Origin of the sequence: Rhodopseudomonas sp., assembly GCF_036404135.1 — a bacterium.
Classification (GTDB): domain Bacteria; phylum Pseudomonadota; class Alphaproteobacteria; order Rhizobiales; family Xanthobacteraceae; genus Rhodopseudomonas_A.
In genome coordinates, this window is sequence record NZ_DASWPE010000198.1 from 16,404 (window position 1) to 35,442 (window position 19,039).

17 protein-coding genes are annotated in these 19,039 nt (G+C 66.1%); 2 read left to right on the forward strand and 15 right to left on the reverse strand.

Going from position 1 to position 19,039, the window contains the following annotated elements:
* Positions 1 to 100: 100 nt before the first annotated feature.
* Positions 101 to 418, reverse strand: coding sequence for an AzlD domain-containing protein (locus tag VGC77_RS21955; RefSeq protein WP_331173677.1), 318 nt, complete (start codon positions 416 to 418; stop codon positions 101 to 103).
* Positions 415 to 1,155, reverse strand: a complete 741-nt coding sequence (locus tag VGC77_RS21960; RefSeq protein ID WP_331173678.1) for an AzlC family ABC transporter permease — start codon at positions 1,153 to 1,155, stop codon at positions 415 to 417. The genes VGC77_RS21955 and VGC77_RS21960 overlap by 4 nt, the downstream gene beginning before the upstream one ends.
* Positions 1,156 to 1,299: 144 nt before the next feature.
* On the opposite strand from VGC77_RS21960, the gene VGC77_RS21965 reads away from it, so the two are divergent.
* Positions 1,300 to 2,217, forward strand: a complete 918-nt coding sequence (locus tag VGC77_RS21965; protein ID WP_331173679.1) for a ParA family protein — start codon at positions 1,300 to 1,302, stop codon at positions 2,215 to 2,217.
* Positions 2,201 to 2,671 (forward strand): hypothetical protein, encoded by a 471-nt coding sequence (locus tag VGC77_RS21970; protein ID WP_331173680.1) that lies wholly within the window; start codon positions 2,201 to 2,203, stop codon positions 2,669 to 2,671. Before VGC77_RS21965 ends, VGC77_RS21970 begins: the two co-directional genes overlap by 17 nt.
* Positions 2,672 to 3,204: 533 nt before the next feature.
* Here the strand turns inward: VGC77_RS21970 and ftsH are convergent.
* From ftsH to VGC77_RS22035, 13 genes are all read right to left on the reverse strand, one after another.
* A complete protein-coding gene (ftsH, locus tag VGC77_RS21975; protein ID WP_331173681.1) occupies positions 3,205 to 5,121 on the reverse strand; it encodes an ATP-dependent zinc metalloprotease FtsH in 1,917 nt (638 codons plus the stop codon).
* Between the two features lie 214 nt (positions 5,122 to 5,335).
* Entirely contained in the window at positions 5,336 to 6,370 is a 1,035-nt protein-coding gene (gene tilS / locus VGC77_RS21980) for a tRNA lysidine(34) synthetase TilS (RefSeq protein ID WP_331173682.1), read from the reverse strand.
* A 270-nt stretch (positions 6,371 to 6,640) separates the two neighbouring features.
* A complete protein-coding gene (gene ybgF / locus VGC77_RS21985; RefSeq protein WP_331173683.1) occupies positions 6,641 to 7,618 on the reverse strand; it encodes a tol-pal system protein YbgF in 978 nt (325 codons plus the stop codon).
* Between the two features lie 162 nt (positions 7,619 to 7,780).
* On the reverse strand, positions 7,781 to 8,281 hold the full coding sequence (gene pal / locus VGC77_RS21990; RefSeq protein ID WP_331173684.1) for a peptidoglycan-associated lipoprotein Pal: 501 nt from the start codon (positions 8,279 to 8,281) through the stop codon (positions 7,781 to 7,783).
* 345 nt (positions 8,282 to 8,626) lie between these two features.
* Positions 8,627 to 9,370 (reverse strand): N-acyl amino acid synthase FeeM domain-containing protein, encoded by a 744-nt coding sequence (locus VGC77_RS21995; protein WP_331173685.1) that lies wholly within the window; start codon positions 9,368 to 9,370, stop codon positions 8,627 to 8,629.
* A 169-nt stretch (positions 9,371 to 9,539) separates the two neighbouring features.
* Entirely contained in the window at positions 9,540 to 11,876 is a 2,337-nt protein-coding gene (locus VGC77_RS22000; protein WP_331173686.1) for a putative bifunctional diguanylate cyclase/phosphodiesterase, read from the reverse strand.
* Between the two features lie 211 nt (positions 11,877 to 12,087).
* The gene (gene tolB / locus VGC77_RS22005; protein ID WP_331173687.1) at positions 12,088 to 13,431 is read right to left on the reverse strand and encodes a Tol-Pal system beta propeller repeat protein TolB; all 1,344 of its coding nucleotides are present in this window, start codon (positions 13,429 to 13,431) and stop codon (positions 12,088 to 12,090) included.
* A gap of 31 nt (positions 13,432 to 13,462) precedes the next feature.
* Positions 13,463 to 14,410 carry a protein TolA gene (locus VGC77_RS22010; RefSeq protein ID WP_331173693.1) on the reverse strand — a complete coding sequence of 316 codons (948 nt, stop codon included), beginning with the start codon at positions 14,408 to 14,410 and terminating at the stop codon, positions 13,463 to 13,465.
* 7 nt (positions 14,411 to 14,417) lie between these two features.
* Complete coding sequence (gene tolR, locus VGC77_RS22015; RefSeq protein WP_331173688.1) at positions 14,418 to 14,864, reverse strand: protein TolR; 447 nt, start codon at positions 14,862 to 14,864, stop codon at positions 14,418 to 14,420.
* Positions 14,865 to 14,899: 35 nt separating this feature from the next.
* Positions 14,900 to 15,613 carry a protein TolQ gene (gene tolQ / locus VGC77_RS22020; RefSeq protein WP_331173689.1) on the reverse strand — a complete coding sequence of 238 codons (714 nt, stop codon included), beginning with the start codon at positions 15,611 to 15,613 and terminating at the stop codon, positions 14,900 to 14,902.
* A 397-nt stretch (positions 15,614 to 16,010) separates the two neighbouring features.
* Complete coding sequence (locus VGC77_RS22025) at positions 16,011 to 16,484, reverse strand: DUF2852 domain-containing protein (RefSeq protein ID WP_331173690.1); 474 nt, start codon at positions 16,482 to 16,484, stop codon at positions 16,011 to 16,013.
* A 203-nt stretch (positions 16,485 to 16,687) separates the two neighbouring features.
* Positions 16,688 to 17,395 carry a TetR/AcrR family transcriptional regulator gene (locus VGC77_RS22030; protein ID WP_331173691.1) on the reverse strand — a complete coding sequence of 236 codons (708 nt, stop codon included), beginning with the start codon at positions 17,393 to 17,395 and terminating at the stop codon, positions 16,688 to 16,690.
* Positions 17,396 to 17,462: 67 nt separating this feature from the next.
* On the reverse strand, positions 17,463 to 18,662 hold the full coding sequence (locus VGC77_RS22035; RefSeq protein ID WP_331173692.1) for a multidrug effflux MFS transporter: 1,200 nt from the start codon (positions 18,660 to 18,662) through the stop codon (positions 17,463 to 17,465).
* Positions 18,663 to 19,039 lie beyond the last annotated feature (377 nt).

The window sequence follows — 19,039 nt, forward strand, 5'->3', positions numbered from 1 at the left end:
GCATCCGTAACGTCGTTCACTTCAAAGCCGTCAAAGAACTGAACACCAATTCAGATGCACTGACAAGTGGCATTTGTGCCACCGAGGCGGAGCGGACGACCTACCCGGCAAGGCCCAGCGCGCGGGCCACCGCGGCCACCGCCATGCCGGTGATCACCGCGAGGAAATCGTTGCGGCGGATGATGGTGATCGCCATCGCCGCGGCAATCGCCACCAGCACCACCGGCCCGCCATTGACCGCGACCGGCAGCGCCGCGGCGACGATGATCGAGCCCGGCAAGGCGTCGAGCATGCGGCGAATCCGCGGCGTCACGGTCACATACCCCATCAGCCAATAACCGCCGAGCCGCGCGGCCACGGTCACCGCGGTCATCACCGCGAAGGCGGCCACCACGTCGCTGCGCAGAAATTCGCTCATGCCGCGGGTCCGTGCGGGGGCGCCGGCTCGTCCATCAGCCCGGCGCTGATTGCGCCCGACAGCGCCCCGGCGATGATGAACCACCAGCCCGGCAGCAAAGCGTGCACGGCGACGGCGACCGCGCCGGACACCGCCCAGGGGATCGCCCGCCGCGGTCCCTTCCAGGCCGGCACCAGCATCGCGGCGAAGAACGCCGGCATCACCAGATCGACGCCGTAGGTCTTCGGATCGGAGAGCCGTTCGGCGAGCAGGAATCCCGGGATCGCCGCCACCACCCACAGCGCATAGAGCACCAGACCGCCGGCGAGATAGAACCAGGCATTGGCGCCGCCGTGGTCGCGATAGCGCATCGCGGCGAGCCAGCCGCCGTCGGTCACCAGCAGCATCGCCGGATAGGCCTGCCAAGCCGGCAGATTGCCGAACCACGGCTGCAGGCTCGCGGTCATCAAGAAGAAGCGGATGTTGACGGTGGTGGTGAGCAGCGCCAAAGCCGCGATCGACGACGGCGTCAGCCGGTCCGGCCAGGCCTGCACCGCGACGAATTGCGACAGCCCGCCATAGACCGAGGCCATCATCAGCTCGACCTCGGCCAGCGTGAAATGCTTCTGCGCGCACAAGGCACCGAACGCCATGCCGAACGCCAGCGTGCCGGGCAACAGCGGCCCGATCGCGATCACGCCGGGCAGAATGGCGTCGGCCGACCAATAGGCCGGGGCTTTCGAAAGATGCGTGGTCATCGGCGGGTCCGGGTTTACGTCGAAGCTCTTGCGGGCGATGCGCGACGAGGTCAAGCGCCGCGCTATGCGCGCGCCGCGCTGCGATTGCCGGCGCCGCCCGCTCGCGTTATAGTTGCGCGGGGGTTGGGAAGCTAGAATGCCGGCATGAGCGCCAAGATCATCGCCGTCGCCAACATGAAGGGCGGCGTCGGCAAGACCGCGACCGTGGTATCGATGGCGGAGGCGCTCGCCGCCAGCGGCTATCGCGTGCTGGTGATCGATCTCGACGCCCAGGCCAACGCCTCGATCTGCCTCGCCGGCGATGCGCTGCTGGCCACGCTGATGGCGCGGCAGGCGACGATCGAGGGCTTCCTGCACGACCGGCTGCTCGGCAAGCGGCAGATGAGCCTTGCCGACTGCATCCGCAACAACGTCAGCAACGTCTCGCATCTCAACAAGCAACTCGCGATCTCGCTGTTGCCCTCGAGCCCCGAGCTGCGCAATTTCGAACAATTGCTGATCTATGAATTGACCAAGGCCAAGATGAGCTGGGCCGACATCGTCAATAGCCTGGCCGCGGTGATGAGCACGCATCTCGGCAAAGCCCGCAAGGCCTATGACTTCGTGCTGATCGACTGCGCGCCGGGGATTTCGGCGCTGACCGAGGTCAGCATCCGGCTCGCCGACCTGATCATCGTGCCGACCATCGCCGACTTTCTGTCGACCTTCGGACTGCAGAATTTCTGCGCCACGATGTCGAGCCGCGGGCTGTCGGAGCAGGTCAGGCGGCCGGCCCGGCCGCCTTATGTGCTGATCACGCGGCGCCGCCAGGTCAGGATCCACGCCGAAACCGCCGCGATGCTGCGCGACGAGGCGTTGGCGGACAAGCCGGCCTTCGCGATGTTTAATACCGAGATTCCCGAGACCGTGGCGATCGGCGACGCGCTCGGCCAGACCGTCGACGCTCCTTCCGCCAAAGCCAAGTATCCGATTTTCTCGCAGAAATGGGGACCCATCGTGGTTCCGCTGCTCCAAGACCTGGTCGACGAACTCACGGAGGTGCTCGATGTCGATCGCGCTTGATGGTTTCGAGGTATTGTGCCGGCTCGGCGCCCATCCCGAATTGTTCGCGCCGGTCCGTGTCGACGCCGACAAGGCGGCGCGCGCGCTGGTGCTGAAGTGCCTGAAGGCCAAGTCGGTCGGGGTTGAGGCGCTGCGCGCGATCCGCGCCATCATCGGCGACGAGCCGTTCGCGCTATTGCTCGACGGCCTCAAGGATTCCGAGGTGAAAAGCATCCTGACCCGGCTCGACAAGCATTGCCCGGAGTTGAAGCAGGGCAAGCCGGCGTCGCAGCGCCAGCAATTGCGGGCGATCGCCGAGGATCTGTCCGACCCCTCGCCGCCGCCGCCGAAGAAGACCGCAAAGAAAGCCGCCGAGAAAGTCGCGGCTGACAAGCCGGCGAAACCCGCGGCGCCGAAGCGGCTGGGCAGCGAGGTGATGCAGCAGTTTCGCGAAGGCGGAAAGCGGAAGCGGTAGTAATGGCTGTAGCTGTAGCGATAGCGTTAGTGGCGCAATGCGCCGCGATGCAGCACCCTCTGCTCCCCTCCCCCTTGCGGGGAGGGGAGCGCGCCGCCGTCGCGTTTAAGGAATTGCAACACCCCGCGCTGCCGTCGCGGGCCCTCTTTTAAGGGAAAAGCTCGCTACCCGTCGCAAGCGTGACGGAGTTTGCAACATCACGCGCCGTCATCCTGAGGTGCGAGGCTGCGCGCGCAGCGCGAAGCCGGGCGTCTCGAAGGATGGCCGCAGGTGGCGAAGCTGCCGAGACATTTGCTGTTGCAGCGCGTCGGGCCGCGTCGCTCGCAGCCGCATCCTTCGAGGCCCTCGCTGCGCTCGGGCGCCTCAGGATGACGTCTCACGGCATAAGGATGACGACTCAAGGCGTGAGGACGACGACTCGCTGGGCGATGCTCGGGGTGTTCACCCGGCTGCCCATGGCCGAACATCGCCGCAACAAAAAACGCGGCGTTGCCGCCGCGTTTTGCTTGTCGAAGGATCGTTCGATCGCGGCGTCAGGCCTGCGGCTGCGGCTCCAGGCCGGCGTCGGGACGCGGCCGCGGCTTGCCGGCCGGCGGCACCGCCGAGGTCCGGGGACCGGCGGGCTCCAGCACCGATTCGCGATTCGGCTTCTTGCCGTTGAGCAGGTCCTGGATCTCGTCGCCGCTCAAAGTCTCGAACTCCAACAGGCCCTTGGCGAGTGCCTCGAGGTCGGCGCGCTTCTCGGTGAGAATCCGCGTGGCCTCGTTGTAGCCCTCTTCCACCAGCCGCTTGATCTCGGCGTCGATCTTCTGGACCGTGGCTTCCGAGGCGTTCTGGGTGCGCGACACCGACATGCCGAGGAACACTTCGTCCTGGTTCTCGCCGTAGGACACCGTGCCGAGTTCTTCGGACAGGCCCCAGCGGGTCACCATCATCCGGGCAAGCCTTGTCGCCTGCTCGATGTCCGACGACGCCCCCGACGTGACCTTGTTGCGGCCGAAGATCAGTTCTTCGGCGACCCGGCCGCCCATCATGATGGCGAGCCGCGAGGTCATCTGCTCGAGAGACATCGACAGCTTGTCGCGTTCCGGCAGCTGCATCACCATGCCGAGCGCACGACCACGCGGAATGATGGTGGCCTTGTGGATCGGGTCGGTGGCGATGACGTTGAGGCCGACGATGGCGTGGCCGCCCTCGTGATAGGCCGTCAGCATCTTCTCTTCCTCAGTCATCACCAGCGACTTGCGCTCGGCGCCCATCATCACCTTGTCCTTGGCCTCTTCGAACTCGGCCTGGGTCACCATCCGCTTGTTGCGGCGGGCGGCGGTCAGCGCAGCCTCATTGACCAGGTTCATCAGGTCGGCACCGGAGAAGCCCGGGGTGCCGCGCGCGATCACCTTGAGGTTGATATCCGGCGCCAGCGGCACCTTGCGGACATGCACCTTGAGGATCTGCTCGCGACCGACGACGTCCGGATTCGGCACCACCACTTGGCGGTCGAAGCGGCCCGGACGCAGCAGCGCGGGATCGAGCACGTCGGGCCGATTGGTGGCGGCGATCAGGATCACGCCTTCGTTGGCCTCGAAGCCGTCCATCTCGACCAGCAACTGGTTCAGGGTCTGCTCGCGCTCGTCATTGCCGCCGCCGAGGCCGGCGCCGCGATGCCGGCCGACCGCGTCGATTTCGTCGATGAAGATGATGCAGGGCGCGTTCTTCTTGGCCTGCTCGAACATGTCGCGGACACGCGATGCGCCGACGCCGACGAACATTTCGACGAAGTCGGAGCCCGAGATGGTGAAGAACGGCACATTGGCTTCGCCGGCCACCGCGCGCGCGATCAGCGTCTTGCCGGTGCCGGGAGGGCCGACCAACAGCACGCCGCGCGGAATCCGGCCGCCCAGCCGCTGATACTTGCCGGGGTCACGCAGGAACTCGACGATCTCCTGCAGGTCCTGCTTGGCCTCGTCGACGCCGGCGACGTCTTCAAACGTCACGCGGCCATGCGCCTCGGTCAGCATCTTGGCGCGCGACTTGCCAAAGCCCATCGCCTTGCCGGCGCCGCCCTGCATCTGTCGCGACAGGAAGATCCACACCCCGATCAGCGCGATGAACGGCAGCCAGGACACCAGGAGCGACACGAACCACGGCACGTTGTCGCCCTGCGGCTTGGCGGTGATCGAGACCTTGCCGTTGTACAGCCGCGACACCAGCGTCGGATCGTTCGGCGCATAGGTCTGGAAGCTGGAGCCATTGGTGAAGGTGCCGTGAATTTCCGGACCCTGGATCACCACGTCGCGCACGTGATTCTGATCGACCTCGCTCAAGAGCTGCGAGAACGAGATATCTTGCGAGGCGACCCGTTGGCCTGGATTCTGGAAGAGCGTGAAGAGCGCCAGCAGCAGCAAGACGATAATAACCCACAGGGCGAAATTGCGCAGATTGGCGTTCATCGATCTTCCTTCTTGGCCGCGCGGATCGCGGCCCGTGCCCTTGATGCGAGACAAGGGGTGTCCTTGGGTTGGCTTATGACACAATCTAGGTGTGCCATTGGCTGCTGCCAAGGGAACCAGTCAGGACTATTTAGCGCATCGCCGCGCCCGCTGGTTTCAATCATGCCCCTCGAATGCGGCTCTTTCAACGGTGGTTAAGAAGCGGTGCAGCGAATCAGCCGCGGCGGCGCGGCGGCGCCGGTTCGATCCGCAGCCGATCGCGGCCGAGCGTGACCAGCGCGCCCGCCAGCGTGCGTTTCAGCACGAATGGGCCGTGGCCGGCGCCTGATCCGGCCGCGGCGCGGTCGATGTCGGCCACCAGGCGCTCGATTTTGCCCAGTTCCGCGGGGCCCTCATGGCCGACGCGGTCGATGCTGCGTAGCAGCAATCGGACCTTGATCTCGCCCGGCAGAACGGCAAACGCCGCGGCCTCGAAGCCCGGCCGCGCCGGTTGGCGATCGTGCAGCGCCAGGAATCGCTCGGCGCCGTCCGCCAGAATGTCGAGCGCGGCGTCGGCACGCGCCAGCCGCGCCGCCAGCCGCGCCAGATTGCGGGCGTCGAAGCCCTCCTCGGCATAGGCCGCGATCAGGCCGCGCAGCCGCGGCCGGGCATAGCGCAGATCGCTGTTGCTGGGATCGGTGGCAAAATCGATCTTGGCCTTGTGCAGCGTCGCCACCAGCTGCGCTTTCGACACCCCGAGCAGCGGCCGCGCGATGATGACGCCGTGGCGCGCGGTCTGCCGCGCCATGGCCGCCAGCCCGGCGATGCCGCTGCCGCGCGAGATCCGCATCAGCACGGTTTCGGCCTGGTCGTCCTGAGTGTGCGCGGTGAGGATGTGGCTGGCGCCGGCGGCGCGTGCCGCCCGCGCCAACAGCCGATAGCGCGCCTCGCGCGCCGCAGCCGGTACTCCAGTGGCGGGCTTGTCGCCGCGCCAGCGCAGCGTCTTGTGCGGCAGCTCGAGTTCGGCGGCGCGGCGCTTGACGTCGCGGGCCTCCCGCGCGGCTTCCGCGCGCAAGCCGTGATCGACGGTGATCACCGAAAGCGCGGGTCCGCGCTGCAGCGCCTTGCGCCAGCGCGCCGCGAGCCACATCAGCGCCAGCGAATCCGGGCCGCCGGACACCGCCAGCACGATCGCCTTGGCGTCGCGCCAGTCGGCGAACAAGTGTTTCGCCTGCTGCGCCGTAAGCGGCTTGTGGTGGTCGTCAGGCATGGCGGTCCCGCAGCGAAGGCCGCAGTCTAAAGCAGGTTGCGGCCGATCACTGCAAGTTTGTCGGAGGCTTACATCAATTCCGCTGAAGGCGGTCATTCCGGGGTGCGAGGCCGTAGGCCGAGCGAACCCGGAATCTTGCCGCGAGGCGAACGGGAATTTCGCTTATGCCTGCGGCGAGATTCCGGGTTCGCTCGCGCTTCGCGCTCACGCCCCGGAACGACGGCGTCTATCAGACGTCCCGCAACAAGGTGGTCGTGACGGCGCGACCGCTCAGCACTTGATGCGCTTTTGTTCGCGATCGACCGCCTGCTTGATGCCGTTCGAGGCCCGCGGATATTTCCGGGTGACTTCGCCGAGCGCGGCGCAGGCCGCCTCCTTCTCTTTCAACGCCGCCAGCGATTGGCCGAGCCGCAGCAGCGCGTCCGGCGCTTTCGCCGAGGTGTCGTATTTGGTGGTCACCGCGAGAAAGGATTCGGCGGCGTCGCGGTAGAGCTGGCGCTGGAAATAGCTTTCGCCGAGCCAATATTGCGAATCCGCGGTGAGCGGGTCGCCGGGGTGGTTCTTGGCGAAATTGCGCATGGTCTCTTCGGCCAGCGCGTAGTCCTTGCGCTGCATGTAGCCGATGCCGAGATCGAACTCATCCTTCGGCGTCGCCGACGGCGGCAAGGTGGTCAACCCGGCCGCCGCGGGGCTGCCGGCCGGCGCAGCGGCGCCGCGCGGCGTGTTCAGCTCGAGCGGTTCGCCGGCGGCCCGGCTGCCCGGAACCGCGGCGGGGCTCGACTGCGGCGTGCTGCCGAGCGCCCGCGGCGCGCCCGGCGCCGAGGGATTTTGACTGGGATCGAACGCGTCGCCGCGGCGCCGGCCGCCGGCTGGCGGCGCCGCGGGCGGCACCGTGGCCTGCTCCTGACCGAGCGGCGCCGGCTGTTGATCATAGACCGGCGGCCGCGCGGCCGGCGGCGGCACGGCCGCGACGCTGGGCGGCACCGCGCCGGCCGGCGGATAGGCCGCGGGCGGCGCACCGGGCGGCGGCGCCGCGCTCTGCAGCGCCTTCAACTGCTCTTCGAGCCGGCGATTGCGGTATTGCAGTTCTTCGTTCTGGCCGGTCAGCGTGCGCAGCTGGTTCTCGAGCTGCTGCACCCGCATTTCCGGATCGATCTCGCCGTCGGATTGCGCGATCGCCTGAGACGACAGAGCGAGCATCGCCGCCACCGCGACGCCGCCCGCAAACACTGGAAATCTGGAGGACATTGTTGCCTGACGATTGGGTCTGGTTGCCTGACGATCGGGGCTTGCGTGCGATCACAACCGCAGCACATTGAGATTTTGACTACGCCAAAAGTGTGACTGGCGCAAAGCGCAAAAAAACCGGCGCCCGAAGGCGCCGGCAAATTTCAACCGCTGCGAAACGGCTCAGGAACTGGCGTTCAGCACGGTGACGGCGCGGCGGTTCTGCGACCAGCACGAAATGTCGTTGCAGACCGCGACCGGGCGCTCCTTGCCGTAGGAAATCGTCCGCATCCGCGACGGGTCGATACCGCGCGAGGTCAGATAGGTGCGCACCGACTGGGCGCGACGGGCGCCGAGCGCGATGTTGTATTCGCGGGTGCCGCGCTCGTCGGCGTGACCTTCGATGGTGAAGGAGTAGCGGCTGTAGCTTTGCAGCCACTGCGCCTGCTTATCCAGCGTGGCGATTGCCTGCGGCGACAGATCGGTCTGGTCGCTTTCGAAGAACACCCGGTCCCCGACATTGACGACGAAGTCCTGCTGGCTGCCCGGGGTGGCCGCACCGGCCAACGACCCATCGGCGCCGCCGCCCAGCGGGTTCTTGTTGGCACAGGCCCCCATAGAAAGCGCCACCGCGAGCACCGCGGCCAGTTTAAATCCCTGGAGGATTCGCATTTGCTGTTTCATTCCGGAGCCTCCACGCTCGCGTTTGTCCGACTGGCTTCCGGTCTACAGGGCGATGGTTAAGCGAACGTTCCGTCAACCTTGATGAGAGGTTGCCAGACCCGATCAAATGCCAGCTGTTAGCGAAATGCACCCGCATGGTTAATGCGAGGTAAATGTGGCGCGATGGTGAATGCGAGCGATCGAAGCGTGATTTCCCGGGCGTTTGCCGGCGGGTGTGGCTGATCGGCACTAAGGGCTGTTGCGGTTCTGATAGATCAGAACCGCGGCGCGATCCGCGCCTCGTCGCGCGGCGATGAGCCCGGCGGCAGGTGCCGGGCCAACAGGTGACGCATCCCGCAGCGCCGCTCAGGCCTGCGAGACGATCGGGGCGCTGTCCTCCGGGAACTCGGCCAGATGCAGCGACGGCGAGGCGCCGTGGCTGCTGCGCTCGAACAGCTTGCGCCGCTCGAAGGCGCTGGAGCGCAGGAACGGATAGCGCGCGAACACCTTGCCGTGCTGGGCCGGGAAATCGATCACCATCAGGCTGATCGGCTTGGTCAGCCCGGGATACTGCCGCGGCGGGCACACCGAACGCATGAAGGCCTTGCGATAGAACGCCTGATGTTCGGCGCGCACCGAGGCGTAGCCGAGATGCGCTTTGAAATGCTCGCAGGCGACATAGGCCAGCCGCAACGTCATATAGGGCAGTTCCGGAAACCGATTGGCGCGCTCCGGATCGCCGACAAAGCGGGTCGGATCGACGATGATCCGGCCTTTGTCCAGTTCCGGTTGCAGCAGGTCGGCGAACACATCCATCGACGGGCACACCGGATCCTCGCGCGTCGCCACCGTGATGCGCAGCGAACTGGTCAGCTGGCCTTCGAAATACACCCCGATGATCCAGGAATTGTCCAGGTCGTCGTAGCGGTCGGTGATGATGCCGCTGCGATTCGGCTCGATGGTGCCTTCCTTCAGATAAGCGCGATAGCGCAGCCGGTAGATCGCCTCCTTCTCCGCGTCGGTCTCGGCCAGCCGGTAATCGACTCTGTCGAGCAGTTCGAGCGCGCGCGCGGGGCCGCCCGCCTTCAGTTGGTGTTGGGCGGAACTCATTCGATGGCCTCCATGCGACGCAACCTCGGGATCGTACGAGGTTAACGATTTCTTAACGCCGATGCAAAAACATCGGGGCATTAGGGTTAACAGAAACAATTGCAGCATTGCCTGCGACGGCGATCAGTGCCGCGCGCCGCGGTTGCGGATTCAGGCGATCGTTTGGGATTCAGGCGATCGAGCGCTCGGGCGGCGCCTTGGCGTATTGGTCGCTCGGGCTGCCATGCGAGGCGGCCAACAATTGCCGCACCTGGGCGGCCGGCACCGGGCGGCTGAACAGATAGCCCTGCGCCTCGGTCACGGTGCCGTCGGCACTGATCAATTCCAGTTGCTCGTTGGTCTCGATGCCCTCGACCACCACCGCCATGCCGAGATCGGCGGACAGCCGCGCCACGCCGCGCAGCAGCGTCAGCGGCCGATCGGCGTCGATGCCTTCGAGGAACGAGCGGTCGATCTTGACCTTCTGCAGCGGGAAATTGTGCAGATAGCTGAGGCTGGAATAGCCGGTGCCGAAATCATCGAGCGAAATTCGCACCCCGGCGGCGCGCAATTGCGACAGCGCGTCGAGCGTCCATTGGGTGTTGCGCAGCAATGAGGACTCGGTGATCTCGATCTCCAGCCGGCTCGCCGGCAGCCCCGACACTTCGAGCGCGTAGCGCACCTCGTTCAACACGTCGCGCTGGTGGAATTGCTGCGAGGAGAAGTTCACCGCGATGCAGACGGGTTCCGGCCAGCGCATGCATTCCATGCAGGCCTTGCGCAGAATCCAGCGGCCGAGATCGACGATCAGCCCCATCTCCTCGGCGACCGGAATGATGTCGACCGGCGACACCGTGCCGCGCACCGGATGATTCCAGCGCAGCAGCGCTTCGCAGGTCGAAATCCGGCCGGTCTTCAGGTTGACCAGCGGCTGGTAGTACAGCTCGAACTCTTCGTGGGCCAGCGCGCGGCGCAGGTCGAGCTCCAGGATCCGCCGCGACTCCACGGTATGCGCCATCTCCTCGCGGAAGAAGCAGAAGGTGCCGCGGCCGTCGGCCTTGGCGCGGTACAGCGCCATGTCGGCGTTCTTCAAAAGCACGTCGGCCTTGATCCCGGGCGCGGTCACCGCGATGCCGATCGAGGCGCCGATTTCGACCACGTGGTGGTCGATCAGATAGCGTTCGCTGAGCCGGTCGACGATCCGCCGCGCCAGCACCGCGGCGTCTTCGTTGGACTTGATGTGCTGCTGGAACACGACGAATTCGTCGCCGCCGAACCGCGCCACGAAGTCCTCCGGCCGCAGGATCTCGCGCAGCCGGTCGGCGACGTCGCACAGCAATTGATCGCCGCAGGGGTGGCCCAGGGTGTCGTTGACCTGCTTGAACTGGTCGAGATCGATGAACAATAGCGCGGAGGGCCGGGTCTCGGTGTGGCCGTGCGAGGTCAGCAGCAGCCGTTCGATCTCGTCGCGGAAATTCACCCGGTTGGGCAACGCGGTCAGCTCGTCGTAACGCGCAAGGTGAATGATCCGCGCCTCGGCGCTGCGCCGTTCGGTGATGTCCTCGACCAGCACCACGGTGCCGCCATCGGTCATCGGCTGGAAGGTCCAGGAGAAGGCGTGGGCGTCGGTGGTTTCGGAATCCACGGTGATGATCTCGCCGGCGACGGCGTTTTCGATGTCCGACACGATGGACCGGCCGCTCGACGGCGAGATGGTACCGGCGGCGACGCAGGCCGCCAGAATGTCGGAGGCCGAGCCGCTGCGGTGCATGAAGTCGTGCGGCAGCCGCATCATGTCGGCGAAGCGCTGGTTCATCACCGCGAGCCGGCTGTCAGCGCCGCTGAACATGCACAGCCCGTGCGGCATGTTGTTGAGCGCGGTGTCGAACTGGGTGGCGATCGCGGCCTCGCGCTCGCGGGCGAGCCAGGCGTTCAGATAGATCCGCTGCAGGCTCGAGGTGAGATGCCGGATCGCGACGAAGAACACGATGCTGAGCAGCGCCAGCGCGAAATGATAGGCATCGCCGACGAACATCAGCGCCAGGATCAGCGGGCCGCAGCCGAGCAGGACCTGCAGATGAAAGATCCGCGGCCGGCCGAAGGTGCGGCCGACGCCGGCCGAGGTGTAGGCCACCACGGTGGTGACGCACAGCATATGCGCGGCGGCGTCGCTGGTGCGCAGCAATACCGTGGCGCTCCAGATCCCCAGCGCGATGCCGTAAACCACCGCACCGACCCGGTAGCGCTGCTCCCAGACCACCGCCTCGTCGGCGGACAGCGGCGCATTGCGTTGCTTGTAGCGATACATCTGCACGGCGCGTGCCACGCCCACCGCGATGAACAGCGGCACGCAGAGCCAGATCGGTACGTCGCCGGAGACCGCGCCGATCACCGCGCCGGCGATCGCCGGGCCGAACGCGCCAAAGACCATCGGCAGCGGATTCATGAAAAGCGAATCCACCATGCCGGCATAGATCGAGGGAGACATCTGCTGATCTAGGTCTTGGCTAGGTTGGGCAAGCTGCATCTCGGCGGGTGACCGTTCCGTTTCAGATGGTCATTTTTTACCCAAATCGAGTGAAGCCTTTCTGAGGAAACATCCTTAGCGAACCCTTTCCGGGATCGCGCAGAGCGGGTTTTCAGCTATGATTTCAGGCAACTAGGCAAGGTTTGCCGAGCGTTTCCCGTTTCGGTTGCGGCCCGTACAATTACCCATTGTTTACGATTTATTTACGCGTTCAGGACAACAGCGGCGACCACGCCGGGTCGGAGGCAAAGCCCGGCGTCGGCACCTTTTGCTCGTTGCGGCCGGAGATATCGACCGTGAACAGCGACGGCCCGCCATTGCCGCCGGGATCGCGGAAGAACATCAGCACCCGGCCATTCGGCGCGAAGGTCGGGCCTTCGTTGTGATAGCCCGAGGTCAGCAATCGCTCGCCGGAGCCGTCGGTCTTCATGATGCCGATCGAGAACTGCCCGCCGCCCTGCTTGGTGAAGGCGATGTAGTCGCCGCGCGGCGACCACACCGGGGTCGAATAGCTGCCCTCGCCGAACGAGATGCGTTGCGCCGGCCCGCCGCCCGCCGCCATCACATAGATCTGCGGCTTGCCGCCGCGATCGCTCTCGAAGCAGATCTTGCTGCCGTCCGGCGCATAGGACGGCGAGGTGTCGATCGCCGGCGTATCGGTCAGCCGCGTGGTGGATTTGGAGCGCAGATCCATCACGAACAGATTGGAGTTGCCGCCCTGCTGCAGGCTCATGATGACGCGCTGGCCGTCCGGGGAAAACCGCGGCGAAAACGACATCCCGGGGAAATTGCCGACGATCTCGCGCTGGCCGGTCTCGATGTTGAACAGATAGACCCGGGGATCGCCCTGGCCGAATTCCATATAGGTGATTTCCTGCGTCGACGGCGAGAACCGCGGCGTCAGCACCAGATCCGCGCCGCGGGTCAGATAGCGCACATTGGCGCCGTCCTGATCCATCAGGGCGAGCCGCTTGACCCGGCGTTCCTTGTTGCCGGTCTCGTCGACGAACACCACGCGGCTGTCGAAATAGCCCTTTTCGCCGGTCAGCCGCTCATAGATCTGGTCGGAGATGATATGGGCGATGCGCCGCCAATATTCCGGCGAGGTGAAATATTGCTGGCCGGTGAGCTGCTGGCCGGCGGCGACGTCCCACAGCCGGAACTCGGCCTTCAGCCGGCCGTCGCCCTGCCTGGTCATCCGGCCGGTCACCAGCGCCTGGGCGTTGATGGTCTTCCAGCTCTGAAACTGCGGCGGGGTGTCGATATTGTTGATCCGCTCGATGAAGGCGGCCTGATCGATCGGCGCAAACAGCCCGCTGCGCTTCAGATTGTTGGTGATCACCTGCGACACCCCGGCGCCGACCTCGTTGTCCGACGGCGTGCCGGCGACGAAATTCGGAATCGCAATCTGCAACGGGGCGACGTTGCCCTCGGTGACCTGCAACCTGGTCTGCGCCCGCGCCGCGCGGGGCAGCAGCAAGGCGGCGGCGGACCCGGCCCCGCCGAGCAAGGCTTGGCGACGACTCAACGGCAGAGCGGGTAGACGGGACGACATCACGGACATTGCTGGCTCACTTCAAAATTCATTAGCTGCGAAACATCTGGCGCGGATCGAAGGTCACGATCATGTCTTTCCACTGATCGTAGCTGCCGGGCTGCAGCATGTCGTAGGGCTGGCCCTGCAGCACCGCGCGCATCGCGGCTTCCGCGGCCGCCTGATAGCGCGGCGAGGAGCCGCGCGAGACGATTTCCGGCGCCGCGGCGAGCCGGCGCTCCGGCGTCAGCCGGATCCGAATATCCACGATCAATTCCTCAGGCCGCTCGGTGCCGGCCTGCACGTTCCACAATTGCGTCAGCCGGGCCCGCAAGGCGTCGAGCTCGGATTGCGACAGCGTCGCCGCGGTGCCGCGCGAGGAGCCGAGCGAGGCCTGCGAATTCAGCGCGGTGCCGGTGGCGGCCTGCCTTGTCGGATCGCGCTTGTCGAGCAAGGCGGCGATCTTCGACTGGTCGAAGGTGCGCTCCTGCTTCGGCTTCGGCGGCGGCGCCGGCGCGGCCTTGGCCTCCGGCTTCGGCGGCGGCGGCTTCTTGCTCTCGTCCTTCTTCAGCGCCTCGGCGATGCTGTCGGGCTTCGGCGGATCGGGTTTCTTCTCCACCGGCTTCGGCTCGGCCTTGGGCTTTTCCTCGGCCACCGGCTTCGGCGGATCGGGCTTTTTCTCGACCGGCTTTTCCGCGGGCTTCGGCGGCGGGGTCGGCGCCACCGCGGTTTCGATCGGCGGCTTTTCGCTGATCTTGCCGACCGGATCGTCGACCGGCTTGGCGTCGGCGATCTTCTCGACCAGCGGCTTCGGCTTGTCCTTCTCGCCGGTCTTGGAGCCGGCGGTGATCTTGGAGAGCTGATCGGCGGAGATGATGTCCACCGGCATCGATTCCGGCGGCGGCGCTTCCAGCGAGCGGGCCGAAAAAGACACGAGGCCGTACCCGATCACGATGACGTGCAGGGCAACCGACGCCAGCAGTGTCTTGTCGACCTTCACCAAGGGCCTATCCCTGATCCACTTCGGTCACCAGCGCGACGCGCCGGAACCCGGCCGCCGACAGCCGGCCCATCACCTTCATCACCGTGCCGTAGTCCACCTTCTTGTCGCCGCGCACGAAGATCCGCTCGTCGAGACCGCTGCGGGCCTCGGTGATTGCCTTCAGCTTCGGCACCAGTTCGTCGATCCCGATCTCGGTCTCGTTGAGGAACACCTGGCCCTTGAGGTTGACCGACAGCGTCAGCGGGTTCTTGTCCTGCTCCAGGCTCTTGGCCTGGGTCTGCGGCAGATCCAGCGGCACGCCGACGGTCAGCATCGGCGCCGACACCATGAAGATGATCAGCAGCACCAGCATGACGTCGACCATCGGCGTCACGTTGATCTCGGCCATCACGCCGGCGCGACGCCGACCGCGCCGTCCGCCGCCTCCTGATCCCGCCGTGCTCATCGCCATGATCTGCTACTCGCTGCTTGGTCGCCGCCAGGTGGTCACGCGCGCTCGTCGATCTGGCGCGACAGGATCGCGGAGAACTCGTCGGCGAAGCCTTCCAGCCGCTGCGCCTGGCGGTTCACCTCGGAGGCGAACTTATTGTAGAAAATAGTCGCCGGAATGGCAGCGATAAGGCCGATCGCGGTGGCGAACAGCGCCTCGGCGATGCCCGGCGCCACCACCGCCAGCGAGGTATTCTTCGACGCGGCGATCGACTGGAAGCTCGACATGATGCCCCAGACGGTGCCGAACAGGCCGACGAAGGGGCCGGCCGAGCCGACCGTGGCCAACACCAGCAGCCTGCGCTCCAGCCGCTCGACCTCGCGGGCGATCGAGACGTTCATCACCTTTTCGATCCGCATCTGCAGCCCGGCGAAGGAGCGCGCCTGGCTCTCGAACGAGCGCTTCCATTCCCGCATCGCCGCCACGAAACACGCCGCCATCGACTGCGTCGGCTTGGCCGACAGCGCGCGATACAGCTCATCAATCGATTCGCCGGACCAGAACGCCTGCTCGAAACGGTCCATCGCCCGCTTGGTGCGGGAATACAGCAGGATCTTGTCGATCGCGATCGCCCACACCCACACCGAACAGCCGAGCAGCCCCAGCATCACGGCTTTCACCACCCAATGGGCCTGCAGGAACAGTGCAATCAGCGAGACGTCGCTGGATGCCAGCGGCAAGGCTGACTGCGCCACATCGGCGGGATTCATCGAATGGTCCTCTCAAACGCAAGTGCGGGTCGGCTGCGGCCTGCGGCCGCCGGTTCCGCGGCGACCGGCCGCCGGGCGAAGCGCCGGTGCCAAAGCCTTGAGTGTCGCAGGGGAGAGCCCGTCCGAAGCCGTGCTGTGCATCCCCTGTCAACGTGTCAAAACGAGGGCTATCGACGCGCCCGCCCTGCCCTAACCAAACGCTAATCTTGGTTAAGACCAGGTTACCAGCCTGCGATTTCGCCCGGCAAAGCGCTTTGCCGACGCGGACTTGGCGTCTTGCAGCAGCCTAGCCGCGTTCGATGACCGCATAACGAAACCGCCCGCCTGTGAGACAGGCGGGCGGTTGAGCCTCGACGTTGGGGAGGCGCCGAGGCTCGAGGCTCAGCAGCATAAAGGCTCAGGCTTGCGGCTGGCCATCGGTCGACGGAGTGGGCCGCGGGCGGTGCTGCGCCATGAACTGGTCGAACTCGGCCTTGTCCTTGGCCTGCCGCAGCCGCTCCAGGAAGTCCTTGAACTCGGTCTGCTCTTCCTCGAGCCGGCGCAGCGTGGCCTCACGATATTCGTCGAAGGCGCGATTGCCGCTGGAGGGCGGGCCGAAGCCGAAGCCGCCGCGGTCCATGCGGCCGCGCATCCGCTCCATCTTGTTCTGCATCCGCTCCATCTTGTGTTGAAAGTGATTGGAATCCCAGCAACCCATTTTTCTGCTCCCGAGGGTGAAGAAGAGAAGTGCGAGGCCGATCGGCCACCAGACGAGGAAACCGAGCACGGTCACGACGATCCAACCCGGATGCCACGGCGACCGCGACATCCGCGGGTAGCGCTGCTCGTCGGCGGGTCCGCCCCAACGATTGAGATCTGCGGCGTTAGCCATTTGCCTCTCTCCATGACGGCACCATGCCGTTGTGAATGTAAATAACATTTACATAACTAGACGATCTCGCGGATTTGTCAAGCCGGGGCGATTTCAATTCAGCCGGCTCACGAAAACTTGTGCCGACGGCGCCCGCTCGGCACGTCTTGTCGATCAGATGGGGGCGATCGCGTGCCGCGCGCTGCGGCAAAGCCGCGCAGCGCTCATGCCTTGGGTTTGCCCCAAGGTCCGGCGGGCTTCTCGGCTTGCGGTTTTGCCTCTGCCGCGCCGCCCTCCGGAGAGAAGCCGAGGCCGCGCAGATAGATCAGCACGCCGGCTTCCAGCAGGTCTTCCGGCGTCATCGGCAATTTGCGCCTTGCAGCGTCGCCGCGCCCGAACAACGACGCCACGCCATGCGCCAGCGACCAGATGTGCAGCGCCATCATCAGCGCCGGCGGCCGCGCCACGCCGGGCGGGGTCAACGCGGCGAGCCGTTCGGCAGCGGCGCGGATCACGTTGAACGCCCGCTCCGACGCCGCCATCAGCGTCGGATTGGCATCAACCGGAATGCCGGATTCGAACATCGCCGAATAGAACGCCGGCTCGTTGCGGGCGAACGCCAGATAGGCCTTGCCGACCCGCTCGAACGCCGCGACGGTGTCGGGGCGGCCGTCGTCCCAGGCCGCGGTCAGCACCACTTCGAACTGCTCGAAGCCGCGCTGCGCGATGCTCGACAGCAGCTCGTCGCGATCGCGGAAATGCCGATACGGCGCCGCCGGACTGACCCCGGCCATCCGCGCGGCGTCGGCGAAGGTGAAGCCGCCCGGCCCCTTCTCCGCGATCAGCCCGAGTGCCGCCTGCAGCAGCGCCTCTTTCAGATTGCCGTGATGATAGCCGCGCTCGGCGCGGCCGGAGTCCTTGCGCCAGCTCATGTGAACGGCTTTTACATGAGCCGAGGCCAAAGGTCACGCATTGTCGGCGCGGCCGCGCGCGACGCCGTTATTCCGCCGGCTGCGGCAGCGGCTCGGGGCGGCGCAGCGTGGCCAGCGTGACGCCGAGCGCGGCGCAGGCGGCGGTGGCGATGCCCGCCACCATCGGCAGCGCGGTGCCGTTTTCGAACAGGCTGATCAGCGCGATCAGCGCCGCGCCGATCAGCATCTGCAGCGTCGCCGACAACGCCGACGCGGCGCCGGCGATCGGACCGTGCTGTTCCAGCGACATCACCATGGTCTGCGGCAACGCCACGCCGAGGCAGCCGAAGATCGCGAACAACAGCGCCATCAGCACCGCGAGCTGATCGACGCCGGACAGCGTCAGCGCCAACAGCAGCAGCGCGAACGACGCGTAGAGTGCCACCGCGCCGATCACCGCGCGGCGCATCCCGAGCCGGACGCCGAGCGGCGCGGCCAGTTGCGAGGCGCCGATGAAGCCCGCCGCGTTGAGCGCGAAAGCCAGGCTGTATTGCGTCGGCGTGAGGTTGAAATGGCCGATATAGATAAAGGACGAGCCGGCGAGATAGCTGAAGAAGCTGGCCATGCCGAAGCCGCCGATCAGCACCAGCCCGATGAATTGCCGGTCGCGCAACAGATGCGCGAAACTGCTCAGCACCGGCGCCAGGCCGGCCTTGCTGCGAAGCGCGATCGGCCGGGTCTCCGGCAGCAGCAGCCCGACCAGGATCAGCCCGAGCACGGCCGCGATGCTCATCGCCACGAACACCGCGCGCCAGCCGACCAAGGCAATCAGCGCGGCGCCGAACAGCGGCGCCAATAGCGGCGAAACGCCGAACACCAGCATCACCATCGCCATCAGCCGAGTGGCCTCGGCGCCGGTGTGCAGATCGCGGATGATGGCGCGCGGGATCACCGTCACCGCCGCGGCGCCGATGCCCTGCAGCACGCGGGCCGCGATCAGCCAACCGATCGACGGTGCCAGCGCGCCGCCAAGCGCGCCCAGCGCGAACAGCGCAAGCCCGATGGCGAGCGGCGGCCTGCGGCCGATCATGTCGGAGGCCGGGCCATAGATGATCTGGAATACGCCGAACGCCAGGAAGTACACGGTCAGAGACAATTGCGTCGCCGCGGTCGAGGCGTGCAGATCGCCGGAGATCGACGGCAGCGCCGGCAAATACATATCGATGGCGAACGGCCCGACCGCCGACAGCAACCCGAGCACCACGGCATTCCTGGCAAAGCTGCTCATCGGCGATCCCTGTCGGCGATCCGTCAGAGCGCAACGCCGCTGCCCACAGCCCTGTTCCAGCGCCGGAACGGTTTTTGCCGCGTTCGCTGCGGGCGATGCGTCAGGATGCCGCGACGTTCGCACATCATGACACCGGAAGCGGTCCATACGCGCAGCATCGCGACTCAGCGTGTCATTACCAAGCCGAATCACGAAAAGCGGTCTCACTCACGAGCACCGAGTCGTCATCCTGAGATCCTGACCGAAAAAGTGATCAATGAAATCAGACGTTAAACGCGTCATTGCGAGGAGCTCTTGCGACGAAGCAATCCAGGGCCACGCATGAAGCCCCTGGATTGCTTCGCTTCTCAGTCGGCGCTGCGCGCCGCCCTCGGCTC

Excerpts from the sequence above, each read along its gene's own strand:
- VGC77_RS21955 (WP_331173677.1), bottom strand. The coding sequence starts at position 418 with ATGAGCGAATTTCTGCGCAGCGACGTGGTGGCCGCCTTCGCGGTGATG.
- VGC77_RS21960 (WP_331173678.1), bottom strand. The coding sequence starts at position 1,155 with ATGACCACGCATCTTTCGAAAGCCCCGGCCTATTGGTCGGCCGACGCC.
- VGC77_RS21965 (WP_331173679.1), top strand. The coding sequence starts at position 1,300 with ATGAGCGCCAAGATCATCGCCGTCGCCAACATGAAGGGCGGCGTCGGC.
- VGC77_RS21970 (WP_331173680.1), top strand. The coding sequence starts at position 2,201 with ATGTCGATCGCGCTTGATGGTTTCGAGGTATTGTGCCGGCTCGGCGCC.
- ftsH (WP_331173681.1), bottom strand. The coding sequence starts at position 5,121 with ATGAACGCCAATCTGCGCAATTTCGCCCTGTGGGTTATTATCGTCTTG.
- tilS (WP_331173682.1), bottom strand. The coding sequence starts at position 6,370 with ATGCCTGACGACCACCACAAGCCGCTTACGGCGCAGCAGGCGAAACAC.
- ybgF (WP_331173683.1), bottom strand. The coding sequence starts at position 7,618 with ATGTCCTCCAGATTTCCAGTGTTTGCGGGCGGCGTCGCGGTGGCGGCG.
- pal (WP_331173684.1), bottom strand. The coding sequence starts at position 8,281 with ATGAAACAGCAAATGCGAATCCTCCAGGGATTTAAACTGGCCGCGGTG.
- VGC77_RS21995 (WP_331173685.1), bottom strand. The coding sequence starts at position 9,370 with ATGAGTTCCGCCCAACACCAACTGAAGGCGGGCGGCCCCGCGCGCGCG.
- VGC77_RS22000 (WP_331173686.1), bottom strand. The coding sequence starts at position 11,876 with ATGCAGCTTGCCCAACCTAGCCAAGACCTAGATCAGCAGATGTCTCCC.
- tolB (WP_331173687.1), bottom strand. The coding sequence starts at position 13,431 with ATGTCGTCCCGTCTACCCGCTCTGCCGTTGAGTCGTCGCCAAGCCTTG.
- tolR (WP_331173688.1), bottom strand. The coding sequence starts at position 14,864 with ATGGCGATGAGCACGGCGGGATCAGGAGGCGGCGGACGGCGCGGTCGG.
- tolQ (WP_331173689.1), bottom strand. The coding sequence starts at position 15,613 with ATGAATCCCGCCGATGTGGCGCAGTCAGCCTTGCCGCTGGCATCCAGC.
- VGC77_RS22025 (WP_331173690.1), bottom strand. The coding sequence starts at position 16,484 with ATGGCTAACGCCGCAGATCTCAATCGTTGGGGCGGACCCGCCGACGAG.
- VGC77_RS22030 (WP_331173691.1), bottom strand. The coding sequence starts at position 17,395 with ATGAGCTGGCGCAAGGACTCCGGCCGCGCCGAGCGCGGCTATCATCAC.
- VGC77_RS22035 (WP_331173692.1), bottom strand. The coding sequence starts at position 18,662 with ATGAGCAGCTTTGCCAGGAATGCCGTGGTGCTCGGGTTGCTGTCGGCG.